This window comes from Allobosea sp. CRIB-10 (assembly GCF_900112185.1).
Taxonomy (GTDB): domain Bacteria; phylum Pseudomonadota; class Alphaproteobacteria; order Rhizobiales; family Beijerinckiaceae; genus Allobosea.
In genome coordinates, this window is sequence record NZ_FOKP01000031.1 from 41,770 (window position 1) to 64,666 (window position 22,897).

Annotated in this window: 20 protein-coding genes and 4 pseudogenes; 18 read left to right on the top strand and 6 right to left on the bottom strand. The window is 65.5% G+C overall.

Annotated elements, in window-relative coordinates:
• Positions 1-9 precede the first annotated feature (9 nt).
• From BMZ69_RS27205 to BMZ69_RS27270, 15 genes and pseudogenes are all read left to right on the top strand, one after another.
• Positions 10-759, top strand: a complete 750-nt coding sequence (locus BMZ69_RS27205) for an ABC transporter permease (protein ID WP_244543566.1) — start codon at positions 10-12, stop codon at positions 757-759.
• Positions 760-769: 10 nt separating this feature from the next.
• The gene (locus BMZ69_RS27210) at positions 770-1,558 is read left to right on the top strand and encodes an ABC transporter ATP-binding protein (RefSeq protein WP_092162844.1); all 789 of its coding nucleotides are present in this window, start codon (positions 770-772) and stop codon (positions 1,556-1,558) included.
• Complete coding sequence (locus tag BMZ69_RS27215) at positions 1,555-2,610, top strand: ABC transporter substrate-binding protein (protein ID WP_092162846.1); 1,056 nt, start codon at positions 1,555-1,557, stop codon at positions 2,608-2,610. The genes BMZ69_RS27210 and BMZ69_RS27215 overlap by 4 nt, the downstream gene beginning before the upstream one ends.
• 18 nt (positions 2,611-2,628) lie before the next feature.
• Complete coding sequence (locus tag BMZ69_RS27220) at positions 2,629-3,558, top strand: carbon-nitrogen hydrolase family protein (RefSeq protein WP_092162848.1); 930 nt, start codon at positions 2,629-2,631, stop codon at positions 3,556-3,558.
• A 275-nt stretch (positions 3,559-3,833) separates the two neighbouring features.
• The gene (locus BMZ69_RS27225; RefSeq protein ID WP_092162850.1) at positions 3,834-4,706 is read left to right on the top strand and encodes a LysR substrate-binding domain-containing protein; all 873 of its coding nucleotides are present in this window, start codon (positions 3,834-3,836) and stop codon (positions 4,704-4,706) included.
• Positions 4,707-4,920: 214 nt separating this feature from the next.
• On the top strand, positions 4,921-6,429 hold the full coding sequence (locus BMZ69_RS27230) for an amidase (RefSeq protein WP_092162861.1): 1,509 nt from the start codon (positions 4,921-4,923) through the stop codon (positions 6,427-6,429).
• Positions 6,430-6,766: 337 nt separating this feature from the next.
• Positions 6,767-7,687 (top strand): ketopantoate reductase family protein, encoded by a 921-nt coding sequence (locus tag BMZ69_RS27235; protein ID WP_092162863.1) that lies wholly within the window; start codon positions 6,767-6,769, stop codon positions 7,685-7,687.
• A 1-nt stretch (position 7,688) separates the two neighbouring features.
• Positions 7,689-8,780 (top strand): enolase C-terminal domain-like protein, encoded by a 1,092-nt coding sequence (locus BMZ69_RS27240; protein ID WP_092162870.1) that lies wholly within the window; start codon positions 7,689-7,691, stop codon positions 8,778-8,780.
• Positions 8,781-8,858: 78 nt separating this feature from the next.
• Entirely contained in the window at positions 8,859-9,467 is a 609-nt protein-coding gene (locus tag BMZ69_RS27245; RefSeq protein ID WP_092162871.1) for a TetR/AcrR family transcriptional regulator, read from the top strand.
• 579 nt (positions 9,468-10,046) lie between these two features.
• Positions 10,047-10,676: a hypothetical protein gene (locus tag BMZ69_RS27250; protein WP_092162872.1), complete on the top strand. Its 630-nt coding sequence runs from the start codon at positions 10,047-10,049 to the stop codon at positions 10,674-10,676.
• Positions 10,677-10,700: 24 nt separating this feature from the next.
• Positions 10,701-11,249 (top strand): annotated as a pseudogene (locus BMZ69_RS27255) (chlorite dismutase family protein); the annotation flags it as partial.
• A 215-nt stretch (positions 11,250-11,464) separates the two neighbouring features.
• Positions 11,465-11,570: pseudogene (locus BMZ69_RS31330) on the top strand (IS481 family transposase); the annotation flags it as partial.
• Between the two features lie 152 nt (positions 11,571-11,722).
• On the top strand, positions 11,723-12,613 hold the full coding sequence (locus BMZ69_RS27260; RefSeq protein ID WP_175506999.1) for a CE1 family esterase: 891 nt from the start codon (positions 11,723-11,725) through the stop codon (positions 12,611-12,613).
• Positions 12,614-12,677: 64 nt separating this feature from the next.
• Positions 12,678-14,270, top strand: coding sequence for a thiamine pyrophosphate-binding protein (locus BMZ69_RS27265; RefSeq protein WP_092162874.1), 1,593 nt, complete (start codon positions 12,678-12,680; stop codon positions 14,268-14,270).
• Positions 14,270-15,472 (top strand): OpgC family protein, encoded by a 1,203-nt coding sequence (locus tag BMZ69_RS27270; RefSeq protein WP_092162875.1) that lies wholly within the window; start codon positions 14,270-14,272, stop codon positions 15,470-15,472. The genes BMZ69_RS27265 and BMZ69_RS27270 overlap by 1 nt, the downstream gene beginning before the upstream one ends.
• Before the next feature lie 520 nt (positions 15,473-15,992).
• On the opposite strand, the gene BMZ69_RS27275 is transcribed toward BMZ69_RS27270, so the two are convergent.
• The 5 genes from BMZ69_RS27275 to BMZ69_RS27295 all read right to left on the bottom strand — a co-directional run bounded on the left by BMZ69_RS27275 (position 15,993) and on the right by BMZ69_RS27295 (position 20,434).
• Positions 15,993-16,592: a TetR/AcrR family transcriptional regulator gene (locus tag BMZ69_RS27275; RefSeq protein ID WP_092162876.1), complete on the bottom strand. Its 600-nt coding sequence runs from the start codon at positions 16,590-16,592 to the stop codon at positions 15,993-15,995.
• Between the two features lie 56 nt (positions 16,593-16,648).
• A complete protein-coding gene (locus BMZ69_RS27280; protein ID WP_092162926.1) occupies positions 16,649-17,260 on the bottom strand; it encodes a DUF938 domain-containing protein in 612 nt (203 codons plus the stop codon).
• A 678-nt stretch (positions 17,261-17,938) separates the two neighbouring features.
• Complete coding sequence (locus tag BMZ69_RS27285; protein ID WP_092162877.1) at positions 17,939-18,433, bottom strand: YHS domain-containing (seleno)protein; 495 nt, start codon at positions 18,431-18,433, stop codon at positions 17,939-17,941.
• Positions 18,433-18,921 carry a hypothetical protein gene (locus BMZ69_RS27290; RefSeq protein ID WP_092162878.1) on the bottom strand — a complete coding sequence of 163 codons (489 nt, stop codon included), beginning with the start codon at positions 18,919-18,921 and terminating at the stop codon, positions 18,433-18,435. The genes BMZ69_RS27285 and BMZ69_RS27290 overlap by 1 nt, the downstream gene beginning before the upstream one ends.
• Before the next feature lie 127 nt (positions 18,922-19,048).
• Positions 19,049-20,434 (bottom strand): tetratricopeptide repeat protein, encoded by a 1,386-nt coding sequence (locus tag BMZ69_RS27295; protein WP_092162879.1) that lies wholly within the window; start codon positions 20,432-20,434, stop codon positions 19,049-19,051.
• Positions 20,435-20,941: 507 nt separating this feature from the next.
• Between BMZ69_RS27295 and BMZ69_RS27300 the strand changes: the two genes are divergently transcribed.
• The 3 genes and pseudogenes from BMZ69_RS27300 to BMZ69_RS27310 all read left to right on the top strand — a co-directional run.
• Positions 20,942-21,514, top strand: coding sequence for a sigma-70 family RNA polymerase sigma factor (locus BMZ69_RS27300; RefSeq protein WP_092162880.1), 573 nt, complete (start codon positions 20,942-20,944; stop codon positions 21,512-21,514).
• Positions 21,515-21,596: 82 nt separating this feature from the next.
• The gene (locus tag BMZ69_RS27305; protein WP_092162891.1) at positions 21,597-22,238 is read left to right on the top strand and encodes an NrsF family protein; all 642 of its coding nucleotides are present in this window, start codon (positions 21,597-21,599) and stop codon (positions 22,236-22,238) included.
• A gap of 78 nt (positions 22,239-22,316) precedes the next feature.
• Positions 22,317-22,516: pseudogene (locus tag BMZ69_RS27310) on the top strand (transposase); the annotation flags it as partial.
• A 131-nt stretch (positions 22,517-22,647) separates the two neighbouring features.
• Here the strand turns inward: BMZ69_RS27310 and BMZ69_RS31775 are convergent.
• Positions 22,648-22,887, bottom strand: a pseudogene (locus BMZ69_RS31775) (integrase core domain-containing protein); the annotation flags it as partial.
• Positions 22,888-22,897 lie beyond the last annotated feature (10 nt).

Genomic DNA, 22,897 nt, shown 5'->3' on the forward strand with positions numbered 1-22,897 from the left:
TCGCGCAGAATGCTAGCGCTGAATCTCATCGGTCTCGGGCTGTTCTTCGGCCTGTGGCAGGGGCTCGCTTCGGCCGGCATCATCAACGCCTTCCTGTTGCCTTCGCCGGTCGACGTCGTCGCGGCGCTCTGGGAGATGTCGAACGACGGCAGCTTGTGGGTGAACCTGGCGGCCAGCCTCAAGCGTGTCTGCGTCGGCTACCTGATGGCTTGCGTCGTCGGGCTGACGCTCGGATTCGTCTGCGGCTCGTCGCAGGTGATGGCCGAGATCGTCAGGCCGATCGTTGAGGCGCTGCGCCCGGTGCCACCACTTGCCTGGGTACCGATCGCCATCCTCTGGTTCGGCCTCGGCGACCTCTCGGCCTATTTCCTCGTCTTCCTCGGCTGCGTCTTCCCGCTGTTCTTCGGCGCTTACACTGCAGTGCGCTCGATCGACCGCAACCAGATCAACGCCGCCAAATGCCTTGGTGCCTCGCGCTGGCTGCTGTTCAGCGGCGTACTGATCCCGGCCTCGTTGCCGATCATGATGCCGAATCTGCGGCTGGCACTCGGCATCGGCTGGATGTGCGTCGTGACCGCCGAGCTGATCGCGGCGCAGACCGGCCTCGGCTACCTGATCCAGCAATCCCGCATGCTGTTCCAGATCCAGAACGTGGTCGCCGGCATGGTCGCCATCGGCTTCGTCGGCTACGTGATGTCGGCCGCCGTCGAACGTATCGAACGGCGGATCAACGCCTGGGCGCCCTCGGAACGCGATTGAGGAGCCCACGATGACATCGACCGCACACATCGACATATCGCGCGTTTCGAAGGTTTTCGGCGCGGGCGAACAGGGCGCGGTAACCGCCCTCAAGGATGTCGATCTCAAGATCAACAAGGGTGAGTTCATCGCGCTGCTGGGGCCGTCCGGCTGCGGCAAGTCCACCCTGCTCAGCCTGATTGCCGGCTTCCAGACGGCGAGTTCCGGCGCGATCGTCCAGAACGGCCGCGCGATTGCCGGCCCGGATGCCTCGCGGACCGTCGTCTTCCAGGACTACGCTCTGTTCGGCTGGATGAGCCTGCAGAAGAACGTCGAGTTCGGCCTGAAGGCCAAGAACGTCGGCAAGCGCGAGCGCGCGCAGATCGCCCGCGACTTCCTCGCCCGCGTCCAGCTCTCAGGCTTCGAGGACAAACTCCCTCACGAGGTCTCCGGTGGCATGAAGCAGCGCGCGGCGATCGCACGCGCCATGGCGCCGGATCCCGAGATCCTGCTGATGGACGAGCCCCTCGGCGCGCTCGACGCGCAGACCCGCGTGCTGTTGCAGGAAGAGATTTCCCGGCTCTCGTCCGAGTCCGGCAAGACGGTCGTATTCGTCACCCACGGCATCGACGAGGCGGTGTTCCTTGCCGACCGCGTGGTGGTGATGAGCCCGCGGCCCGGCCGCATCCGGCAGATCGTCACGTCCCACCTTTCCTTCCCACGCACCGCAGCGATGCGTGCCGACCCCTGGTTCACATCGACGGTGAAAGAGCTGTGGGAATCCCTCAAACCCGAATGGCAGAAAGAGGACAAGCAATGACCATGCTGACACGCCGAACGTTCAACGGCCTGCTTGCAGGCGCGGCCGGTGCCGCGATCACCGCTCCCTCGATCGTCCGGGCGCAGTCCGCCGACAAGATCCGCTATTGCTGGACCAACACAGTCACGGTGTCGGCACAGACGCAGCACACGCTGAAGAACACCAGCATCGGCGCCAGCAACGGTCTCGATATCGAGATGATCCAGTTCGCCGGCGGGCCGCCGATCAACGAGGCGCTCGTCTCGGGCGCGGCCGACATCGGCAGCGTTGCCGATTTCGGCGCGGTCATCATGATGGCGGCCGGCGCGCCGCTCAAGGTCGTGGCGCACCAGTCGAGCTTCCGCTCGGCCGTGCTCGCCACGACCAAGTCCGGCATCAAATCCCTGTCTGATCTCAAGGGCAAGCAGGTCTACGGCCTGTTCGGTATCACCGCCTATCTCAACGCGCAGGAGGCGGTTCGCGGGGCCGGGCTCAAGGTCGGCACCGACGTCAACTTCGTCAACATCGGCACGCCGGAACTGGCGGACGCGGTGCGCTCGCAGCGCATCGACGCCTTCTTCATGTGGGATCCCTGGGTCACCCTCTTCGAGCATGCCGGCCTGGCCAAGGTCATCTCGCAGAGCGTGACGCCGGCCATGGTGCTGTTGGCCCGCAACGAACTCGTCGAACGCAAGGGCGGCGACGTGCTCAAGCGCCTGCTGCGGGCGCATTCAGAGGCTCTGTTCTACGCCAGCCAGAACCACGAACTGACCAACAAGTGGTTCCGGTCGCTGGAGCCCGCCAAGAGCATCCCGGCCGAGGTGATCGAGACCGCCTCGACCTTCGATCCACGCTGGACGGCCAAGAGCTTCACCGATGTCCGCAGCGCCATCTCCGACACGGGCCTCGCCAGCATGCAGCGCATGGCGGACTGGGGCTTCGGCGAGAAGCTGCTGCCGCGCGTACCCAAGGTACCGGATTTCGTCAATCTCGACATCGCCGGCGCGGTCGACGGGGATGCCTCGGCGAAGCCCTTCGACATCGCATCGGTAAAGATCAATACCGGCAACTGATACGGGACGGCATTTTCCATGACACGCAAGAAGGTTGCGGCAGCGCAGTTCGCTCCGGTCTATCTCGACCGGAGCGCGACCACCGAGAAATCGGTCGCTATCATCGGGCAGGCCGCAGCGGCGGGCGCCAGTCTGGTCGTCTTTCCCGAGACGTTCCTGCCCGCTTATCCCTACTGGACGCTCGCGATCGATCCGTTCCATGCCCGGCAGACCTATTACCCGCGCCTATTCGACCAGTCTGTCGAGCTCGGCGACGACACCACCCAGAAGCTGCGCCAGGCAGCGCGCGACAACGGCATGGTGGTGGTGATGGGCCTGACCGAACGGGAGGGCGGCACACTCTACAACAGCCAGCTCGTGATCGACGCAGACGGCGAGATCCTCGGCTGCCGCCGCAAACTGATGCCGACACATCACGAGCGGATGAGTTACGGCTTCGGCAGCGGCGAGGACCTGCGCGTCTTCGACACGGCCGTCGGCAAGCTCGGCGCTCTCGTCTGCTTCGAGCATTCCAACCCGCTGTTCCGCTACGCCATCCAAGCGCAGGGCGAAGCGATCCATGTGGCGAACTGGCCCGGCGGCCTGCCATGGACCAACGACATCATCGACGCCTCGGTCCGGCAATACGCCTTCGAGGCCCAGTGTTTCGTCGTCTCGGTGACGAGCGCACTGTCTCAGGAGTTTATCGACGAGATGGGCGAGGCGGCCGGCCGCATCTTCCAGGCCGGCGGCGGCGTGTCCTCCATCGTCGCGCCCGGCGGCAAGGTGCTGGCCCGTTCCGAGAGCGGCGGCGAGGAATTGATCGTCGCCGAGCTCGACATGGCCGAGATCGGCCGCTGGAAGCAGATGGTCGATTCCTTCGGCCATTACGCACGGCCGGACGTGGTGCGCCTGCACGTCAATACGGCCAAGCCGTCGCCGATCACGCTCGGACACGCTTCGTTCTGAACTCAGGTGCGGCCGTAAAGGGCGGCGCGTATCTCCGATCGATGCGATCGCGTCTCGCGGTCGAAAGGAAGGAGGCAACCCGTTATCCGTTGCCTGTCATGCGGAGTTTTTTAGAATTGGATCCCGGTTCGTCGGTCGAAGATTGAATCCATCTCGATTTCTGATCGCCTTCGGAGGGGCGTCTGCTTGGCGGGCATCGGTTATGGCTGCCCAGTCGATAGCAACATATATAACGACGATACCTGTAATGATCTTTGGCAGAAAAGGCGTGGCATATGGATTTCAATATCAATTGCCTCCGGTCTTTCGTGGCGGTCGCCGACGCCATGAGCATCTCACAGGCAGCCGACAGCGTCGGTCGCGCGCAGTCGACGATCAGCCAACAGATCAACAAGCTCGAGGCCGTCGTTGGAGAAGAATTGCTGTCCCGGCGAAAAGGCCGGGTACTGGGACTGACCGCAGAAGGTGCCAAGCTGGCTCAGTTCGCGCGGCGCATTCTTCAACTCAACGATGAGGCCTATTCGTCGCTGCGCCAGGACACGCTCAGCGGTTCGGTCCGCATAGGGTTGCGCCTCGATTTTTTCGGGCGCGGCATCACGACATGGCTCGCGCGCTTCAAGAAGCGACATCCGATGGTGGCGCTTGAGGTCGAGGCAAGCCAATCGGACATGCTCCTGCGACGCAGCGGACGCGGCGAATTCGATCTTGCGTTCTTCAAGCAGGAAGTCGGAGCTCGGAAGGGCACCGTCGCGCTGACGGAGCAGATGGTGTGGGTCGGAGGACCACAATTCGTGCCTGTGGCGAACGAGTCGATCCCACTGATCTTGTTCCCGGATGGTTGTGCATACCGGAGCTTCGCGATTACGGCGCTCGAAGCTGTTCGGAGAAGCTGGTATATCAGCTTCGTGGGGCCCAGTTTCGATTGCTTGCGGTCGGCTCTCACCGAGGGCTTGGGGATTTCGGTTCTCGCTCGCCCACTCGTAACGCCGCCGCTGCAAATCCTTCACGATGTCGACCTTCCGCGCCTGCCCGCCATCGAACTCGCCTATTCCGGAAGCAGTCCGTGCAACGCGCGCGTCACCAAGGAGCTAGCGAGCTTTTTGACAGACAATCTCATGCGAGCCGGAACAGAAGTTGCCGTGGCATAACCGCGGCTGTCTGTATCGAATTCTATCTCAGAAAGATCCTTCAATATCGGATTATTCGATATTCCATATCGCCTAAAGTTATTTTGCCCAAAAGTCTGAAGTACCTACGATCATGGCCGCGGCACATGGTGGAGCCGTCCGATGCCGATCGCATAGAGGGAAACGAGCAGCGCTGCCCAGGTAGCGGGGTTCTCCAGAGAGAAAGCAGGTTCGCATGACCGTTCCCCGCCCAACGCCCGCAGAGCTCCGTGACGCGGCGCTCGAAATCGGCCTGCACCTTAGCGAATCCGACAGCCGCTCGTTCCACGCACTGATGCAGGCTCAGTTCGATGCCTACGATCTCGTCGAGGAGATGGAGGCACCTCTCCCGCCGGTCGCTTATCCCCGTGGGCCGGGGCACAAGCCTGCTCCCGAGGACAACCCTTACAATGCCTGGGTGACCAGGACGACCATTGCCGGCGCGCCAGACGGGAAGCTTGCTGGCAAGCTCCTGGCGATCAAGGACAATGTCTGCGTCGCCGGCGTGCCGATGAGCAACGGTACGACGATCCTGCGGGGTTACGTGCCCGAGATCGACGCCACAATCGTAGCGCGGATGCTGGACGCGGGGGGCGTCATCCTCGGCAAGTCTACATGCGAGTACTATTGCGCGTCCGGCGGCAGCCACACATCGGCCGATGGAGCAGTCGAAAATCCGGCCGCGCCCGGATACAACGCCGGAGGTTCCTCGTCGGGCTCGACTGCGCTCGTCGCAGCTGGCATCGTCGATATGGCCACTGGCGGCGACCAGGGCGGCTCCATTCGCATTCCCGCGTCCTATTGTGGTGTGGTCGGGCTCAAACCGACCCACGGGCTGGTTCCCTACACTGGCATTTTCGCCGTCGAGCTCACAGTGGACCATGCCGGGCCGATCACCCGGACGGTAGCCGACAACGCGCTGATGCTGGAAGTCATCGCGGGCCCGGACGGCGTCGATCCTCGCCAGCACGGAGCACCGGCGCAGCCTTACACGCAGGCGCTGAACCAGAGCATCGCTGGTCTCAAGGTCGGCATCGTTCCGGAGGGATTCGGTACCGCCGGCGCCGAGCGGGAGGTGGACGATCGCGTTCGGCAGGCGGGCGATCGGCTCGCCGAAGCCGGAGCCCAGCTTCTGACTGTGTCCGTACCCCTGCATGGGGCCGGCGCGGCGATCTGGACACCGATTTTCCTGGAGGGCGCGACCGAACTGATGATGCGCCACAATGCCTACGGCACCAACATGAAGGGCATTTTCCTGGAGAGCCTGCTGGATGCGCAATACCAGTGGCGGGATCGGGCGGATGAGTTGTCGGAGACAATGAAGCTCGGCTTGCTGACGGGGCACTACATGTCGTCGCGCCATCGCGGTCGATTCTATGGAAAGGCGCAGAATCTCAACAGACTCCTCACTGCCGATTACGAGCTCGCTCTCGCTCAGGCGGACGTTCTCCTGATGCCGACGACTCCGATGGCCGCGACGCGTCTTCCTGCCCTCGGGTCTCCAAGGGAAGAAATCATCGCGCGGGCTTTCGAGATGATCGGCAATACTGCGCCGACCTGTCTCACGGGCCACCCGGCGATTTCCGTTCCGGTCGGGCGAACGTCGGACGGTCGACCGATCGGCGGAATGCTGATCGGGCGGTACAACGACGAGATGACTCTCTACCGAGCGGCCGCAGCGCTGGAGAGAGCCTACGCATCCTGACGACCGTCGGGAGGCTCGCCCGGTTGAGGCTTGCCGCGCCCTCCGTCCGGGCGCGCGCCTGACTCGCTCCCCATTCTTGTCCGCACCCCGGTTCGATCGGCGCCGGCGGCGGAACCCGTCTGCCCTCGACGGTTCCCAGGCCCGCCGCTTCACCGGGTTTCGGGCCACTTGCAAGAGTTCCAACCAAGCGATTGACGGCGCCGGGACGGCCGACTAATGATCTTGAATGATCATTCAAGATCACGTCCGGTCACGGGGCTCGTGCGGTGCGATCTGCTTCCGGGAACCGGGCTCACACTCCGAAAAGCCCAACCTTGCCACGAATTGAGGTCCGATCATGCGAATCGCTGTTTTGGGAGCGGGAGGGGTCGGGGGCTATTTCGGTGGCCGCTTGGCGGCTTCAGGAAGCGATGTCACCTTCGTCGCCCGAGGCGCTCATCTCGCAGCCATGCGCGATGACGGCCTCAGGATCGTGAGCCCGCTCGGAGACCTGCATCTCCCGCAGGTCAAGCTGGCGGAGACGGTCGCCGAGCTTGGCCCGGTCGATCTCGTCCTGGTCGGCGTCAAGCTCTGGGACACCGAGCAGGTCGCCGCCAGTCTCGCTCCGATTGCGGAACATGGCGCCGCCATCATCTCCCTGCAGAACGGGGTGCAGAAGGACGACATTCTGCGCCGATACGTTCCAGCGGGCTCGGTCATGGGCGGCGTCTGCTATATCGCCGCCACGATCGCCGGTCCCGGAATCATCAACCATGCCGGCCCGATGCAGCGGCTGGTCATCGGCGAATATGGGAATGAGACGTCGGCGCGGGCGGAGACATTCCTGGCCGCGTGCCTTGAAGCCGGCATCACCGCCGAGCTGAGCCCCTCGATCGAGCGGTCGATCTGGGAAAAATTCGTCTTCCTCGTCGGGCTTTCGGGCACCACCGCCCGATACAACGTGCCGATCGGGCCGATCCGCAACGATCCGCAGAAGCGCGAGATCCTGCTGCGGACGATGCAGGAGGTGGTGGCGGTGGGACAGGCCAAGGGCGTGCCGCTGCCTGCCGGCTTTGCCGAGGACCGTCTTGGTTTCTGCGACACCATTCCCGAGACCATGACCTCGTCGATGCAGGTCGATCTGGAACGAGGCAACCGGCTGGAACTACCCTGGCTGAGCGGAGCCGTCGTCTCGCTCGGCAAGGAGCTCAACGTGGCGACGCCGGTGAACGCGGACATCTGCGACGCATTGGAACCCCACGTCCTGGGGAGGCGCTGAGATGGCGGACCGGCTGACGATCCGTTCGCTGTCGGCGACGCCGGTGACGGTGCCGATGAAGCGTCCGCTCGGCACCAGCGCGCAGACGATCAAGGACGCGTCCCTGCTGCTGGTCAATCTCCTGACCGAAGAAGGCATCAAGGGCTGTGCCTACGCCTTCTGCTATCTGCCCTCCGTGGCGCGCGCGCTGGTTCCCGTGGTGGAGGAGCTCGGCGAAGCGCTCGCCGGACAACCGCTGGTCCCCGTCGACATCGCGCGCCGGATCAGCCGGCATTTCAAGCTGCCGGGCGTCGCCGGCCCGCTGACCATGGTCGCCGCATCGGTCGATACGGCGGCTTGGGATGCTTTCGCCATCGCGCAGGGCCTGCCGCTCGCCAGGCTGCTGGGCGGCGCAACCGAACCGATCATGGCGTATAACAGCAACGGACTCGGCCTGATGACGCCGGAGGCTGCCGCCGATGAGGCGGAAGCGCTGCTGGAGGGCGGTTTCAAGGCGGTGAAGCTGCGGCTGGGACGCGCCGATCTCGACGGTGACCTCGCCGTCGTGCGTTCGGTTCGCAAAAGGCTGCCGGATGACATCCATCTCATGGTCGACTTCAACCAGGCGCTCAGCTTCGCCGAGGCGATGCGGCGCTGCTCCGCCCTGGAGGGCGAAGGCATCTACTGGATCGAGGAGCCGCTCAGGCACGACGACTACCGACACGCCGCCCTGATCGCCCAGGCGGTGAAAACACCCTTGCAGATCGGCGAGAACTTCACGGGCGTCCAGCCGATGGCGGCGGCCCTGGCGGCCGGGGCCTCCGATTACGTCATGTTCGACCTGGACCGCATCGGCGGCGTGACCGGTTGGCAGCGCGCTGCCGGACTGGCCGCGAGCCACGACCGGGAGGTCTCCTCCCATCTGTTTCCGGAGGTCAGCGTCCATCTGCTCGCGGCAACGCCGACGCGGCACTGGCTGGAATATGTCGACTGGGCCGATGTCCTGATCGCGGAACCGCTTCGGATCGAGAATGGCATGGCGATCGTGCCGGATCGGCCCGGCCACGGGATGCGTTGGGTCGAGTCGGCTGTTACCAAATACAAGCTGGACTGAAGCCACGATGTCGGCGGCCCGCTGCCAACGCTCGGCCACACGGAGTAGACGCTCGGCTGCAGCCGAAAGGATTTGGGAATGGGACAGCCGAGGCAGTTCGATCCGGAAGAGCGCCTGGAGCGCGCTCTGAACGCTTTCTGGGAAGGCGGTTTTGAAGGCGTCGGGATGCAGCAGCTCGGCAAGGCGATGGATCTGTTTCCGGGAAGCATCTACGGCACCTATGGCGGCAAGCGGGCGCTGTTCCTGAAGGCCATCGACCGCTACATGGCGACATGCTCCGCCGAAGGTCTCGCGGTGCTGGACCAGCGCCAGCATGGCTTTGAGGCCGTGCGCCGATACTTCGCCCAGTTGATCGACGGCATCCTGAACGGGAAGCGCAAATGGGGATGCCTGGTCACCAACACCATCGTCGAACTGGCGGAAAGCGACCCCGAGATCAAGGAGAAGGCGGACGGCCATCTCAGACGGCTCGAAACGGCGTTTTCGGGCGCGCTCGACCGTGCGAGGCAACTCGGTGAAATCTCGCAGGACACCTCGGAGGATTGGGCAGCCTATCTCGTCTGCGTCGTCCAGGGCCTCAACGTCATCGCGAAGACAAAGCCCTCTCGGCAGCGGCTCGAGGCCGTCGTCTCGGCCGCGCTATCGCCGCTCCAGCTCCCGGAAGGACCGCTGCCGTTCGGTGCGTGAGACGATTCATCCTCGCCGGCGCGAGGACGCATCAGGCCCTCGCCGGGCCGCCAGCGCGCGGGATTTGATAGCGCAAGCATGAGAAACCGATGGCGGACAGCGTGATCGAGTGCGGGGTTGGACCACGCCGAAATCCCCCTTCAATTGCTCCAACCGGGTCGACGTATCCGAACAATGCTCCCATGCGCCGAGATGAGTTCTCCCCAGCCGGCCCCCGGTCTGAATCATGGCGATAAAGAACGGGCGAGCCACGGCCTGGACCATCTGACCGAGTATCGTATTCGGTCCGATGGTCCAGCTCTTTGTTTTTGCATCGGCTTTTCCGAAAACCGCGCCCCACTTTTCGGGCCGATGCTCCAAACAGCCCTCTGCCCGGAGGTCGCCGCGAGCAAACAGCGGCGCCCAAGCGTGTAACCTTCTCCGGCATCGTGGCGAATAAACAGTGAGTTCGCGATGGCAGGCTCACGCTCCATGTCGAAAGGGCGAACGAGAGACGCCCCGGTTCCGACAGGCCGCCTGTCACACACCAACACGGCCGCTGCGCCTCGGCTTCAGCTGATTTCGAAAAGGATAGCTGCGATGGACACCCGCACCAGCGAACACGATCTGCCTGGAGTTTTCCTGATCGGCGCGGCGGTGGCGACCGGCAATCCGGCAATCGCGAAAGTGGGACTGATCGGGATCCTCCTGCCGCTCGTCCTGATCGCGCTGGCGCTGATCGTCACCCGCTCCCGTGGTCTGCCTCTTCTGACGGGCGTCCGCTGGATCGGTGCGGTCTACGTCGCCTTCATCTTCCTCTGGTACGAGCAGTACAAGCTGCTCGGCAATCCGGGCAGCAAGGACCTCTTCACGACCCTGACCGACTGGCTCGGGTTTCACGGTCACGAGGCCGTCATGCGCATCGGCGTGGGGCTGTTCGAGATCGTCGCCTCGGTGTTCATCCTGATACCCGCGCTCCAAGGGCTCGGTGCCGTCGGCGCCTTCATGCTGATGTCCGGCGCGATCTTCTTCCATCTGGTGACGCCGCTGGGCGTCGATCCCTACAATGATGGTGGCGTCCTGTTCAAAGAGGCCTGCTCGGTCTGGATCATCTCGGTGGTGCTGATCTGGTGGCGGAGGGAGCAGATCGCCGCGATCGCCCGGCGCTTTGGCCTGCCCGTCCCGGCCTGGGCTGTCCCGGGTCCGGCGGTCGCGTCGAGAGATAGCTGACGGTCCAGGTCCTTGGGCGAGACGATGTCGGCTCCACTTCATGTCGCATTCAGGGCCGGTGCCTCGGGCCGCTGGAGGGTCGATGCGATCACCGGGGTGGTGGGCGCCTCCCTGCCTGCGGCGATGCGCCTCGACCTGGTCGAGGCGCCGGTGCTTCCGTCGGCCGACGGCGCCGACTGGATTCTCCGGGGTATGACGAGCAATGCCCGCTACGCGCATCGCGTCGAGCTCGACCGGCTTGCCCTTGTCCAGGAGGGGCTGGGCCGCTCAAGCGCGACGCGGGCGGCCCTGATTGCGATCCGCAAGAGCGAGGCGTGGTGGGCGCTAGCCCAGGACGAGCGGCGGGCCATCTTCGAGGAACAGTCCCGTCACGTCGCCATCGGGCTCGAATACCTGCCCGCCGTCGCGCGTCGCCTCCATCATGCGCGCGACTTGGGCGAGCCGTTCGACTTTCTCACCTGGTTCGAATACGCGCCTGAGGATGCAGCCGCCTTCGAGACAATGGTCTCGCGCCTGCGTCTGTCCCCCGAATGGCATTATGTCGATCGCGAGGTCGACATACGCCTGAGCCGGCAGTCTGACGCGTCGGCGAGCGGGAGGCGCCGCTTTGCTGTGAGCTCTCAACAGGTTGTCCATCCGGTCCCGAGCGAGGAAGTTGAGGTTGCGAAGCCTCGGAGCCCTCGGGCGAAGACCGGATGAAACGTCCACAAGAACACCCGTCCGCTGGGCAGATCGACAACCGTTCCCGCGATAACGCCCACGCTTTCCGTGACGCCTGCCGCGAGTTCGGCCTGCGCCACATCCGCACAAAGCCCTTACACTCCCGATATCAACGGCAAAGCCGAGCGCTTCATCCAAACCGCCCTGGGCAAATGCGCCTATGCCCGGCCCTACGCCCACTCCGATGGCAGAACCGAGGAGCCGCCCCGCCGGCTCCGCCAATGCAACCGGCATTGGAGGCACTTGCTTACAAACTCGCGACTGGCGGGACATCGGAGCGGCGCTTTCGATACGCGTATGCGAACGACAAATTCATGGAGCAGAGGATGTGGCGCAAGCTCCTGACAGGCGTGGTACTGGCGATATATTCGACCAGCGATCCAGTTGCCGCCATGGAAGCCAAGCAGGCGCGAGTCGATGCTGGGTGGGCCTGTGGGGTCGATCGCGCCTGTGTTGTTGCCGACGGAAGCTATCGCATCCGGCTGCCACGACGCCCCAACAACGGACGGATCGGTGCCATCGTCTATTTCCATGGCTATCGAGCCTCGGCGGCGGAGGTCGTCGCGGATGCGGGCCTCGCGGCGGCGGCTGAACGACTCGGCGTCGCGCTCATAGCGCCGGACGGCATCGGCCAATCCTGGTCCTTTCCGGGCTCGCCGGCGCGGAATCGCAACGAGTTCTCCTTTGTCGAGCAAGTGCTTGACGATGCTGCGGCACGGTTTGCGATCGACGCCGAGCGCGTGATGGCGAGCGGTTTTTCGCAGGGCGGCTCTCTCGTCTGGTATCTTGCTTGCCGCATGCCACGGCGATTCGCAGCTTTTGCGCCGATCGCGGGGAGCTTTTGGGAGCCGCTGCCGGAATCCTGTGTCGCGCCCCGGCCGAAACTGACACACGTCCATGGCATAGCCGATGTCACCATCCCGCTGGCGGGGCGCGTTCTGCGCGCGGACATTCGGCAGGGCGACCTCTTCAGGAGCCTGTCAGTTTTCGCTCCGGCGACCTGCACTGCATCCTGGCCGGCGACGGTCGCCCGGGTGCCCGTGCAGGGCCTGCTCTGCCGGCGGGCTCAGGATTGCGGCGGATCTCTGCTCGAGCTCTGCCTTCACGCCGGCGGACACTATGTTGATCCGGCTTGGGTCGAGCGCGCATGGCGCGTCGCCATGCCGGCGACAGTTCAAGCACCTCCGGCCCCAGCTCACGTTTCTGTGAAGCCGTAACAAATCCCGCCTTGGAAGCGATCTTTCCTTCGACGCCGTTCATGCGGCTCGTCGGAGAGACGACATGCGCGGCGCCGATCTCATGGCCGGGCGCCTCGCAACGGCCGGCGTAACGCATGCCTTCGGCATTCCCGGCGGCGAGGTGCTGGCGTTGGTCGATGCGCTGGAGCGGGCCGGCATCCGCTTCCGGCTCGCCAGGCACGAGAACGCCGCCGGCTTCATGGCCGAGGGGCTCTGGCACGCCACGGGTGCGCTGCCGGTGCTCGTGGCGACGCTTGGCCCCGGCGTCGCCAATGCGGTCAACGTCATCGCCAACGCGCAGCAGGACCGGGTGCCGCTGGTCTTCGTCACCGGCTGTGTCGATGAGGCTTTGGCCGAGAGTTACACCCATCAGGTCTTCGATCATCAGGCCGTGCTGCGCCCGCTGGTGAAGGCGAGCTTCCGCGTCGCGCCCGGAACGGAGGCACTCGTCGTCGAGAAGGCCGTGGCGCTGGCGCGGCAAGGGCGGCCCGGCCCAGTCCATATCGACCTGCCGATCTCTGTCGCCGAGGCGCCGGCAACGAAGCGTCGGCCGGTTTCGTTGCCGGCGGCGCAGCCTTCCATTCCCGCCGACCTCTCGCAGGCGAGCGTGATGATCGCGGCGGCGCGCCGGCCGCTGGTCATCGCCGGGCTCGATCTCGTCAACCAGCAGGGCAGCGCAGCCCTCGACCGATTCCTGACGCAGACCGGCGCGCCGCTTCTCACCACCTACAAGGCCAAGGGGCTGGTGCCGGAGAGCGACCAGCGCGTGATCGGTGCCGTCGGGCTGTCGCCCAAGGCCGACGCGATCGTCCGTCCGCTGGTCGACGCAGCCGACCTGATCATCCTGGCTGGCTACGACCCGATCGAGATGCGACAGGGATGGCGCCAACCGTGGCCGGCCTACAAACGGGTGATCGACATCGTCGCAGAGCCCGTGCAGCACGGCATGCACTCCGCGAGCCTGCTGCTCGCCGGCGATGTCGAGGCGATCCTGGCCAGGCTTTGCGAGGGTCTGGCTCCGCAGCCCGCATGGCCCGACGGAACACCGGCTATCGTCCGCAGCCGCTTTCGGGCCGCCTTCGCCGCGCCGTCCGAATGGGGGCCGCACGCCGTGTTCGAGACGATGCGCGAGGTCGCCCCGGCCGGCACCGTCGCGACCGCCGATTCCGGCGCACATCGCATCCTGCTCAGCCAGATGTGGAACTGCGACGGCGCCCGCAGCCTGTTGCAGTCTACGGGACTATGCACCATGGGCTGCGCCCTGCCGCTCGCCATCGGCGCCGTGCTGGGTTCGGGCAAGCCTGCCCTGTGCTTCGTCGGCGATGCCGGGCTGGAGATGGTGCTGGGCGAACTCGCGACGCTGCGCGATCTCGCTTTGCCGGTCGTCATCGTCGTCCTCGTCGACGAGAGCCTCGGGCTGATCGCGCTCAAGCAGAAGCAGATGGGGCTCAAGCGCACCGGCGTCGATCTCGGCGCGACCGATTTCGCTGCCGTGGCGCTCGCGATGGGCGGCCACGGCGTCGCGATCGGGGATCGCGACACGCTTCGGCGCGAAGCAAAGGCCGCCTTCGGAAGGCGGGGCTTCAGCCTGCTCGCATGCCGCATCGACGCGGCGAGCTATGAAGGTGCCTTTTGATGGCCGAGTTCCAGCCCGGCAAGCCCGCGAAGCGGCCCCGCGACGAGCGCCTCGATTTTTTCCGCGGCCTGACGATGCTGATCATTTTCGTCGCGCATGTGCCGTCCAACAGCTGGAACGCTCGGATCCCGGCCCGCTTCGGCTTCTCTTCGGGCGCCGAACTCTTCGTCTTCTGCTCGGGCATCGCCAGCGCGCTCGCTTTCGGCGGCATCTTCGTCCGCCGCGGCCTCCTGCTCGGCACGGCGCGCATCGCCCACCGAATCTGGCAGGTTTACTGGGCCCAGATCGCGCTCGTGCTGGCGCTGATTGCAATCGCGACAACGCTCGACCGAAGCTTCGGCCTCTCCGTGCTGGCGAACTGGTTCCCGCTTCTCCTGACCGAGCCGGAGCCGGCGTTGTTCGGCCTCGTCACCCTGAGCTGGCAGCCGGCCTATCTCGACATCCTGCCGATGTACCTCGTCATTCTGGCGCTCATTCCTGCGATCATGGCGCTCAGGTTGGTTCACAGCGCCCTGCCATTTCTGCTAGTGGCGCTGCTCTATGCGCTGGTCTGGACACAGGGGCTCAACCTGCCCGGCGATCCCTGGACCGGGGCGGGGTGGTTCCTGAACCCCTTCGCTTGGCAGATTGTTTTCTTCATCGGCTTCTTCATCGCGATGAAGTGGCTGCCGGTGCCACCTCTTGGCGATCCGCGCTTGATGGTGCTCACAGGCTGCTTCGTCGCCCTCTCCGTGCCGCTGTCCTTCTGGGGCATCCTGGATCACTGGCCGGCCGCGCAGGCGCTGCGCGACCTTATCCTCCCGGAGCGGGAGAAGAACGACATGCACATCCTGCGCGTGCTGCACTTCCTGGCGCTGGCCTATCTGGTGCTCAGCCTGATCGAACCATGGCGGCAGCGGCTCGACAAGGGCGCTGGGCATCTCCTCGTCCTGATCGGCCGGCAGTCGCTTGCGACCTTTCTCGCCAGCGTCGTGCTGTCTCGCTTGGCGGGCGTCGCGGCCGATGCGGCGGGGCATGGCGAAGCCGTCGTCGCCTTGCTGAACCTTGCCGGCTTTGCGCTCATCCTCGCCACCGCCCTCGTTGTCGGTTGGTTCAAGAGCGCGCCCTGGGCGGGCGCGGCGCCGAAACCCGCGCCGCGCCGGGACGAACGCAAGGACGATACCGCTTCGGCCGTGCCGACGCGGGTCCGCGAAGCGAGTTGATCTGCGTTTGATCGGCCTGCTGCGTGGGGAATTCCGAGCTTGGCTAGCCAGTGCGCGTCGCACCGGCAGATGCGAGGCCTCACGCAATCGACGCCAGCTCGTTGCGGACGAGCGTCCGCATCCAGATCGACAACCCGGCATCGGTTGCAATGATGGGGATGGGGATGATGGACAATCGCTGAGTTTGACCTGCACGCGGCTGCCAAAGCGATCATTGCTCCGTGAACGTGTAACGCCGAGCTGTGCTGCCACGAACTCCGTTTCTGCGAGATCAGATCTCGTGTCATGTAGCGTCGAGGACCCCATGAGCGCGCTGTCGACCTTGAAACGCCTCGCACTCGGCTGTTTCGGAAGCGCGAGCCTGACCGATCCAACCGAGTCCGGGACCAAATCCCACAGCGGGAGCGGAGACGATTCGAAGGGCAATCGTCCGGGAATGCCACAGAGCGGGTCGGCTTACTGCGGCTGTCCGGCGTGCGCGCACTCGATCGGCGCCACGGGCACGATGTCGAGGGAGGCTTTAGGGCTGCGTCCCTGGTGAACGGTCGAGCGTTACAAGCGCCGCCCGCAGAAGCCCTTCCAGCAATGCCCGTTCGGGACGCGAGCGCGCCAGCACGCGCATCCCCATCAGCGCGCCGAGCAGCAGCCGAGCGATATCCTCCGGCGCGCTCGCGGCGCTGATCGAACCGTCGGCCTGGCCGCGTTCGGCCATGCGACGGAAGAAGCTTTCGATCTCGCCGAGCGCCTCCGCCACATAGGCGCCGAAGGCCGGATCGCCCGGAAGGCCCGCGAGCGCAGCGTTGACCAGCATGCAGCCCTTGCGCTCCTCGTCCGTGAGCGAATGGTCGACGATCTCGCCGAAGAACGTCTCTATGGCGGCGCGCGGCGCCAGGCCTTCGCAGCGCCGCATCCTGTTGATGACCCGGCGCTCGACATAGGTCCTCAGAGCCTTCTCGTAGAGCGAGCGCTTGTCGCCGAAGGCGTTGTAGAGACTTGCGCCGGTGATCCGCATCTCGGTGGCCAGGTCGCGCACCGATGTCGCCTCGTAGCCGCGGTTCCAGAAACAGCCGATTGCGGCATCGAGCACGGCCGCCTCGTCGAACTCCCTTGGTCTTGCCATGCTCTGCTCAGGGTCGCGCAGTGAGATACCGCGGGTGGAACGAAACGGGCGGGACTTTAGTCACGAACTCGGCGCCGCCGGAAGACCAGGGCCAGATTGTTCGCCGGCATCTCGGTGACCTCCGGTTCGGCAAACCCGGTGGCCTCGGCAAGGGTCGTCACCGCGTCGAGATCGCGCAGCCCCCAAGCCGGATCGCGCGCCTTGAGGCTCTCATCGAAGGCGAGATTGCTCGCTTCGAGCGGACGTCCCGGGCGCCGATAGGGTCCGTACAGAAACAAGGGCGAGTCCGGCGGCAGGATGCGCGCGGCTTCGGCGAAGAGTCCCTGCGCGGCCGCCCAGGGTGCGATATGAATCATGTTGATGCAAATGATCGCGTCGGCTGCATCGACCGGCCATGGCGCCGTTGCGTCGAGTTGCAGCGGCGGGAGGATGCTGAGAAGCCCGCTCTCTTCCGACCAGGCGGCAATGCTCGCCATCGCGCTTTCGGCAGGATCGCTCGGCTGGAAGGACAGTCCGGGCAGCGCCTTGGCAAAATGGATCACATGTTCGCCGGATCCGCTCGCGATTTCCAGCACGGTCCCGGAGGCGGGCAAGGCCTCGCGCAGCACTGCTAGGATCGGATCGCGATTGCGCAGCGCGGACGGAGCGGAGAGGCGATTGTCGCTCATGTTCATAGTCAGACGAAAACCAGCGTTCGCTGCGAGGCGGCGTCGAGCATGCGATGGCCGGCGCCGCTCATCGGCACCGACACGTCAAGCACGGGCCGTGGATCGGCGGGATCCTGACAGGAATGGTTTTATAGCATATGAATTAAAACTCAATGCGCTCGGCTGCCGCGTTGCCTCGCCACGGCTGCCGAAGCGCCAGCACTTCGGCGGCGCCCGAAATGCCGTGATCACGCGACAGCCCGCCGATCCCGTCTCGCAGGCGGCGCGATTGCCCAGTCGGCCGCGACGACCCGGGACGCTTGCCGGCCTCGGTTGACCCGGTCTTCTACCGGGGTGTCCTGATGGGCGGCGCCTCCATCCTCTCCTTCAAACGCGCAGTCTCGCTACTCGGCTCCCCTGGCCACAGGCACCGTCGTCGCCTTGATGCCGGCTGTGGCTTCCGCGCTCGCGATCCTGGTTCTCGGCGAAGTCGCGAGCCTGCAGGAGGCCATGGCCACGACCGTCATCATCGCAGGCGTTCTATTTGCATTCAGATCGCATCAGGTGGCACGAGAAGTGCCCCGCCACCTGCCTTACCCAACGCCGCGGTGACGAAGACCCGAGAGCCGGCCGCTTCGAAACCGCAGGGAAGGCGCCATCGTCGCCCGCGCGGGGCGCGGCGATGGTGTCCCTGGCGGTTTAGCGGATGTCACGATCCATGAGCTTCGGCCACAGCCCGTCGGCGCGCGCGATATAGGTCGTGGTGTCACCGAGCCATGTCGCCCTGACGCCGAGATCGTAGTTCAGGAACAGCCGTCCATCGACGATCGACCAAGCCTCGGGCTCGATCTTGACAAGGTATCCGCGCGACGTGCCGTAGGCGCAGAACCCCCCATATGCGGGCAGATAGCGGCCTGGATCGGCCTCGAACAGCTTTCTGTTCTCGGCACTGGCGAAGCGCCAGACGGCCTCGTCGCGGATCACCGAATGCTCTTTCAGACCCTTGCGCGGCCCGCCATCCCGAAAATAGGCCACCGGATCGTAGCCACGGATGGCCAGGGTCTGGTCCGATCCCAGCGTGTTGACGGGCGTCGTCTTGACGCTGTCGGGGGCAACGGCCCGGGCGACCCCGCTCAGCCCGACGGCGCCGGTCGCCAGGAGCAGGCCGCGCCTGCTGAGCATGAAATTCTCCATCACCGTCCGCCCTCCTTGCTCTCGAGCGCCTCGAAGACATGGGCCGCGAGCCAGCCATAGATCGCGTGTCCGACGAGGCTCATCAGCGACAGGCGCGGCACGTCCTGGAGCAGGAACTGCTGGCCGGCGAGCGGAGCGAAGAACGCCAGGGCGATGAAGTAGGTGATCACGCCCCAGATCCAGCCATCCGCAGGCATGCCGAAGCTCTTCATCCAGCGGGTCAGGATCCAGTAGCCCAGCGGATAGAACAGGAAGCCCGTGACGAAGTGCAGGAGCTTGGCCATCGGGGTCGAGAGCGAGACGCCGAGCTGATGTGAGAACAAGGACTTCACCAGCTCCGGCGGCTCCAGCGGATATTCCGCGAACCAGGCGGTCGGCACCGCCGAGAACAGTTCCCAGAAACCCAGGCCGGCGAAGCCACCGAGGACGAGGTTACCCAATGTTCGGGTCGTAGGCAGCGCATAGCTGCGCGGCATGGTGTCGGTCATCACGACGAGGTTCCTTTCCTGCTTGGCTAGAGCATCGGCCCGAAAAGTGGACTGCGGTTTTCGGAAAAGCCGATGCAAAATCAAAAAGATAGATCATCGGATCGAATACGATATTCGGTCCGATGATCTAGTGAGCGATGGCGAGGGGGGTGGCCGCGACGGCGAGTGCGGCGAGGCGACCGCTTTTGCCCCGGCCGAGCCTGGCGAGGCGGCGGGAGGCGAAGGGGTTGTTGCCGCCGCGTCGGGCGAGCCGTTCCGTCAGGACGCGGGCAGCCCGGTCATGGGCGCCGGAGCGGATCAGGCTCTCGATATAGGCCTGCTCGAACAGGTCGCGCTGGGCGTGGCTGCCGCCGATCGCGACCAGCCCGCTACGGGCGGCACCGAGCAGTTGCGCCGCCTCGCGGTAGTCCTTCTCGCGAAAGGCGACCAGCCCGAAGGCGGCGAGCGAGCCGAAGCGTGCCGCCTCGCGCCGCTCCAGGCTGTCATGCGACAGGCTGTCCCGCGCGAGGTTCGCCGCGATCGTCACGGCCCGCCCCTCACGCCCGGCCCCGAGCAGGGCGACGGCATAGTGCAGGTCCGCGAAAACGAGCCGGCCATCATCGACGCGGCCATCCGCGAGATGGGCCAGTTCCTCCCAGCGCGTGCCGACCGCGACGCCGGCCTGGTCGAGTCGGGTAAGCAGCGCCGCCGCGTTGGCGATGTCGCGGTAGTCGTCTGTGCTCTCCGCCCGGATGCAGCTGTCGTATAGGTTCAGCACCTCCTGTGTTTCGCCGCGCTCGAGGCGGAACAGGGCGAGGTGCCACACCATGTGGAAGCGGAGATTGTTCGCGTGGTTCCAGAGCCGGCCGTCCTCGAGCCAGTCGACGCCCTCGTCGATCCGTCCGGTCATTTCGAGCACGTGGGCGACGGCGTGACGCCCCCATGCGTCGCGCGGGGCGAGCTCGACCGCGAGCCGCCCCTGCCGCTCCGCCTCGCCATAGAACCCTCGCTCCTCCAGCGCGAAGGCATGGCAGCCCGCGACATAGCCAGCCAGCGGATGGGCGGCGTCGAAATGCGGAGCGGCACGTTCCAGGCTCGCCAGCATCGCCGCCTGGTCTCCCAGCATGAAGCGGATGCCGTGGGAGAGCTTGAGCGAGAGAACGTCGAGCGGATGCGTTGCGAGAACGTCCTCGAGCTTGAGCGCCGCCAGACGAGGCTTGTCTGCGAGCCATAGCGCCAACGCCTCGACGACCTGCCGCTCGCGGGCTGTGACAGAGCGTCGCTGCATCGCCAGACGGGCGGTTTCAAGGCAGTCGCGAGCTGGCTGCACCAGCTCCGGCCGCGCCAGCGACAACAACATCAGCCCCTTCGCCGCATGGGCGAGCGCGAAGCCGGGATCGACGGAGAGCGTCCGCGCCAGATGGTCCGGCGTCGCGGCGGCATGCGCCATCAGGGCTTCGAGCGTGTCGTTCCAACCGAGCCTGGCGGCGTCGTTCGCGACACTGATCGGACAAGCGGAAAGATCCTCGAACATCTATATTGTCTCCATGATGGGGCGTGACGGGGCGGCCGCCTGCGCGCCTCGTGGCGTCACGGACAAGGCATGCTGCCGGTGCACATCGGCGGGCGGCGGCGATGACTTCCAGGGCGCGCTTGAACCAGGCGGCGACATGGGCGCTCGCCAGGATGCCGGCGAAGCCCGCGAGATCGAGGAATGCGACCGCGAGCCCGTCGTGCCCGCACGCGGCAGCGTCGGCGCTTCCATCCCAGAGATCGGCAGGTCGATATGAGCCGGACCGACTGCGTTCACGCCTGGAGCAACGGGGATGGTTTCATGGCGCATGATCTGTCTCTCCCACCGCCCCTCCGGCGGATTTGCGGGATAGATCGCGACAGGCGCCGCCCTGGTTACATCTTCACGGAGACGTGAGCGGCGCATCAGGGCAAGCGGGGAAGGTGCCGCGCCAGGCTTGTGAGCCCGGCACGCGCGTGCGAGTGAGGAACCCCTCGTCCAGCGAAGCTCCCGGGAATCGGACAAGCCTTGTCACTCGACGAACTTGAAGCGCAGCTTCGCCCGGCGTTCCTTGCCGCACTGGCTGGCGACGAGGCGGCTTATCGCTCATTCCTCGATGCCATCAGTATGCGACTGCGCGGCTCTCTGCAGCGGATGCTGGCACGGGCGGGCCGCCCCGACCCGAGCGAGGCGGAGGATGTGCTGCAGGAGACGCTGTTGGCCCTCCACCTCTCGCGCCATACCTACGAGCCTTCCAGCCCGGTCACGGCCTGGGCACATGCCATCGCGCGCTACAAGCTTGTCGATCATCTGCGCCGCACCGGTCGCCATGTCGGCAACCTGCCACTGGATGATGAGGCCTATCGGCTCGCCGCTCCGGAAAGTGCGGCCGTCGACGCACATCTCGACCTTTCACGGGCCCTGGGCGCGGTGCCAGAGCGAACGCGCAGGCTGATCGACCACGTCAAGCTGCAAGGCGCGAGCGTCAGAGATGCAGCCCGCGATGTCGGCATGACCGAGATCGCCGCCAAGGTCGCGATTCACCGCGGCCTTCGAGCCATGGCTCGTTTCCTGTCTCGAAGCGAAAGCGACAAGCCATGATGCGGCCTGCGGTTGTGCAAACCGTAACTTTCTCCGCGAATCCGACGAACTCCAGAAAAGGCGTTCACCTGGACCTGCAGTCATGAAAACAGACGAGCTCATTTCCCTTTTGAGTGCGGGCAATCGCCAGGTCGACACCGCCCGACTGCGACGCATGACCTGGCTGGCTGGGCTGGCGGCGCTCGTCCTCACGGCCGCGATCGTCGTCATGACGATTGGCGCACGTCGCGATCTCTCTCAGGCTATGTTGACGCTGCCGGTCATCGCCAAGTTCGTGTTCGGCGCGAGCGTCGCCGCGATCTCGCTGACGCTGTTCCAGCGCAGCCTGCGCCCGGGCCTGCCGACGCGTCGGCTGCTGCCGCTGGTCGCGATCCCCATTGGCCTCGTGGGCGCCTGGGCCGCGCTCACGCTGTTCCAGGCGCCTCCTGAACAACGCACGATGCTGATCGTCGGCCGCCACTGGGTCGACTGCCTCGTCTACGTCCCACTCTTCGCGCTCTGCCCTCTTGCGATCCTCGCCTCGCTCGCCCGGCACGGCGCACCCGTGGATCGCGGTTTGACGAGCCTGCTCGCCGGCCTCGCCTCGGCCGGTCTCGCGGCCGTGGCCTACGCGCTGCACTGTCCCGACGATACGGTCGCCTTTTTGGCGACGTGGTACACTGCGGCCGTGCTGATCGCCGCCGCCTTCGCGACGGTGGCCCTGCCGCGCCTCCTGCGCTGGTGACGGCCGCGGCCGACATCAGCGCAGGATGCGCGGCTCGGCAGAACATCCACCTCGCGCTCGACAAGGCGCCATTCAGTCGTCTCGAAGGTGCTCACCGCAACCTGGCAGTGTTGCCGCGTCCACTTCATGCGCAATGCCTGGCTCATGCGGGCCGCAGCGGACGGCGTATCGTCTGCGCCTTCGTCGCCACGGCCTTCGTCCAGGATGACGCCGCTGTCGCCAGCCAGCAATGGCAGCAAGGCTGCCGGTTGCAGCTTCGGCCGATGGTTCCCAAGCTCACCCGTCGAGTTCGAAAGACGGTACGATATATGGCCCGATGGCGGCTACGAAACTCGGGGCTGTGTTTCGGCGTGCAAGTTTGACCCCTTGAGGCGGGGGATCTGGAGTGCGCCCCTGCGGATAGACAGGATCAGGCCGCGGTTTTGACCGTGAGCCGGGCGTGTTGATCTTCGAACTGCTGCGGGCTGAGATAGCCGAGCGCGGAGTGCAGTCGGCTTGCGTTGTAGACCTGATCGATGAAGCGCGGAAGGTCGGCCGCGACGTCCTCGAAGGTCTCGTAGGCCATCGGATAGACGGCCTCGACCTTGAGTGTCTTCATGAAGCTCTCTGCCTTGGCGTTATCATAGGGATTGCCGCGGCGCCCCATCGATCCGACGAGG

What these genes read in the sequence shown, in the direction of transcription:
- BMZ69_RS27205 (WP_244543566.1), top strand. Translation starts at nt 10, where the DNA reads ATGCTAGCGCTGAATCTCATCGGTCTCGGGCTGTTCTTCGGCCTGTGG.
- BMZ69_RS27210 (WP_092162844.1), top strand. Translation starts at nt 770, where the DNA reads ATGACATCGACCGCACACATCGACATATCGCGCGTTTCGAAGGTTTTC.
- BMZ69_RS27215 (WP_092162846.1), top strand. Translation starts at nt 1,555, where the DNA reads ATGACCATGCTGACACGCCGAACGTTCAACGGCCTGCTTGCAGGCGCG.
- BMZ69_RS27220 (WP_092162848.1), top strand. Translation starts at nt 2,629, where the DNA reads ATGACACGCAAGAAGGTTGCGGCAGCGCAGTTCGCTCCGGTCTATCTC.
- BMZ69_RS27225 (WP_092162850.1), top strand. Translation starts at nt 3,834, where the DNA reads ATGGATTTCAATATCAATTGCCTCCGGTCTTTCGTGGCGGTCGCCGAC.
- BMZ69_RS27230 (WP_092162861.1), top strand. Translation starts at nt 4,921, where the DNA reads ATGACCGTTCCCCGCCCAACGCCCGCAGAGCTCCGTGACGCGGCGCTC.
- BMZ69_RS27235 (WP_092162863.1), top strand. Translation starts at nt 6,767, where the DNA reads ATGCGAATCGCTGTTTTGGGAGCGGGAGGGGTCGGGGGCTATTTCGGT.
- BMZ69_RS27240 (WP_092162870.1), top strand. Translation starts at nt 7,689, where the DNA reads ATGGCGGACCGGCTGACGATCCGTTCGCTGTCGGCGACGCCGGTGACG.
- BMZ69_RS27245 (WP_092162871.1), top strand. Translation starts at nt 8,859, where the DNA reads ATGGGACAGCCGAGGCAGTTCGATCCGGAAGAGCGCCTGGAGCGCGCT.
- BMZ69_RS27250 (WP_092162872.1), top strand. Translation starts at nt 10,047, where the DNA reads ATGGACACCCGCACCAGCGAACACGATCTGCCTGGAGTTTTCCTGATC.
- BMZ69_RS27260 (WP_175506999.1), top strand. Translation starts at nt 11,723, where the DNA reads ATGTGGCGCAAGCTCCTGACAGGCGTGGTACTGGCGATATATTCGACC.
- BMZ69_RS27265 (WP_092162874.1), top strand. Translation starts at nt 12,678, where the DNA reads ATGCGCGGCGCCGATCTCATGGCCGGGCGCCTCGCAACGGCCGGCGTA.
- BMZ69_RS27270 (WP_092162875.1), top strand. Translation starts at nt 14,270, where the DNA reads ATGGCCGAGTTCCAGCCCGGCAAGCCCGCGAAGCGGCCCCGCGACGAG.
- BMZ69_RS27275 (WP_092162876.1), bottom strand. Translation starts at nt 16,592, where the DNA reads ATGGCAAGACCAAGGGAGTTCGACGAGGCGGCCGTGCTCGATGCCGCA.
- BMZ69_RS27280 (WP_092162926.1), bottom strand. Translation starts at nt 17,260, where the DNA reads ATGAGCGACAATCGCCTCTCCGCTCCGTCCGCGCTGCGCAATCGCGAT.
- BMZ69_RS27285 (WP_092162877.1), bottom strand. Translation starts at nt 18,433, where the DNA reads ATGGAGAATTTCATGCTCAGCAGGCGCGGCCTGCTCCTGGCGACCGGC.
- BMZ69_RS27290 (WP_092162878.1), bottom strand. Translation starts at nt 18,921, where the DNA reads ATGACCGACACCATGCCGCGCAGCTATGCGCTGCCTACGACCCGAACA.
- BMZ69_RS27295 (WP_092162879.1), bottom strand. Translation starts at nt 20,434, where the DNA reads ATGTTCGAGGATCTTTCCGCTTGTCCGATCAGTGTCGCGAACGACGCC.
- BMZ69_RS27305 (WP_092162891.1), top strand. Translation starts at nt 21,597, where the DNA reads ATGAAAACAGACGAGCTCATTTCCCTTTTGAGTGCGGGCAATCGCCAG.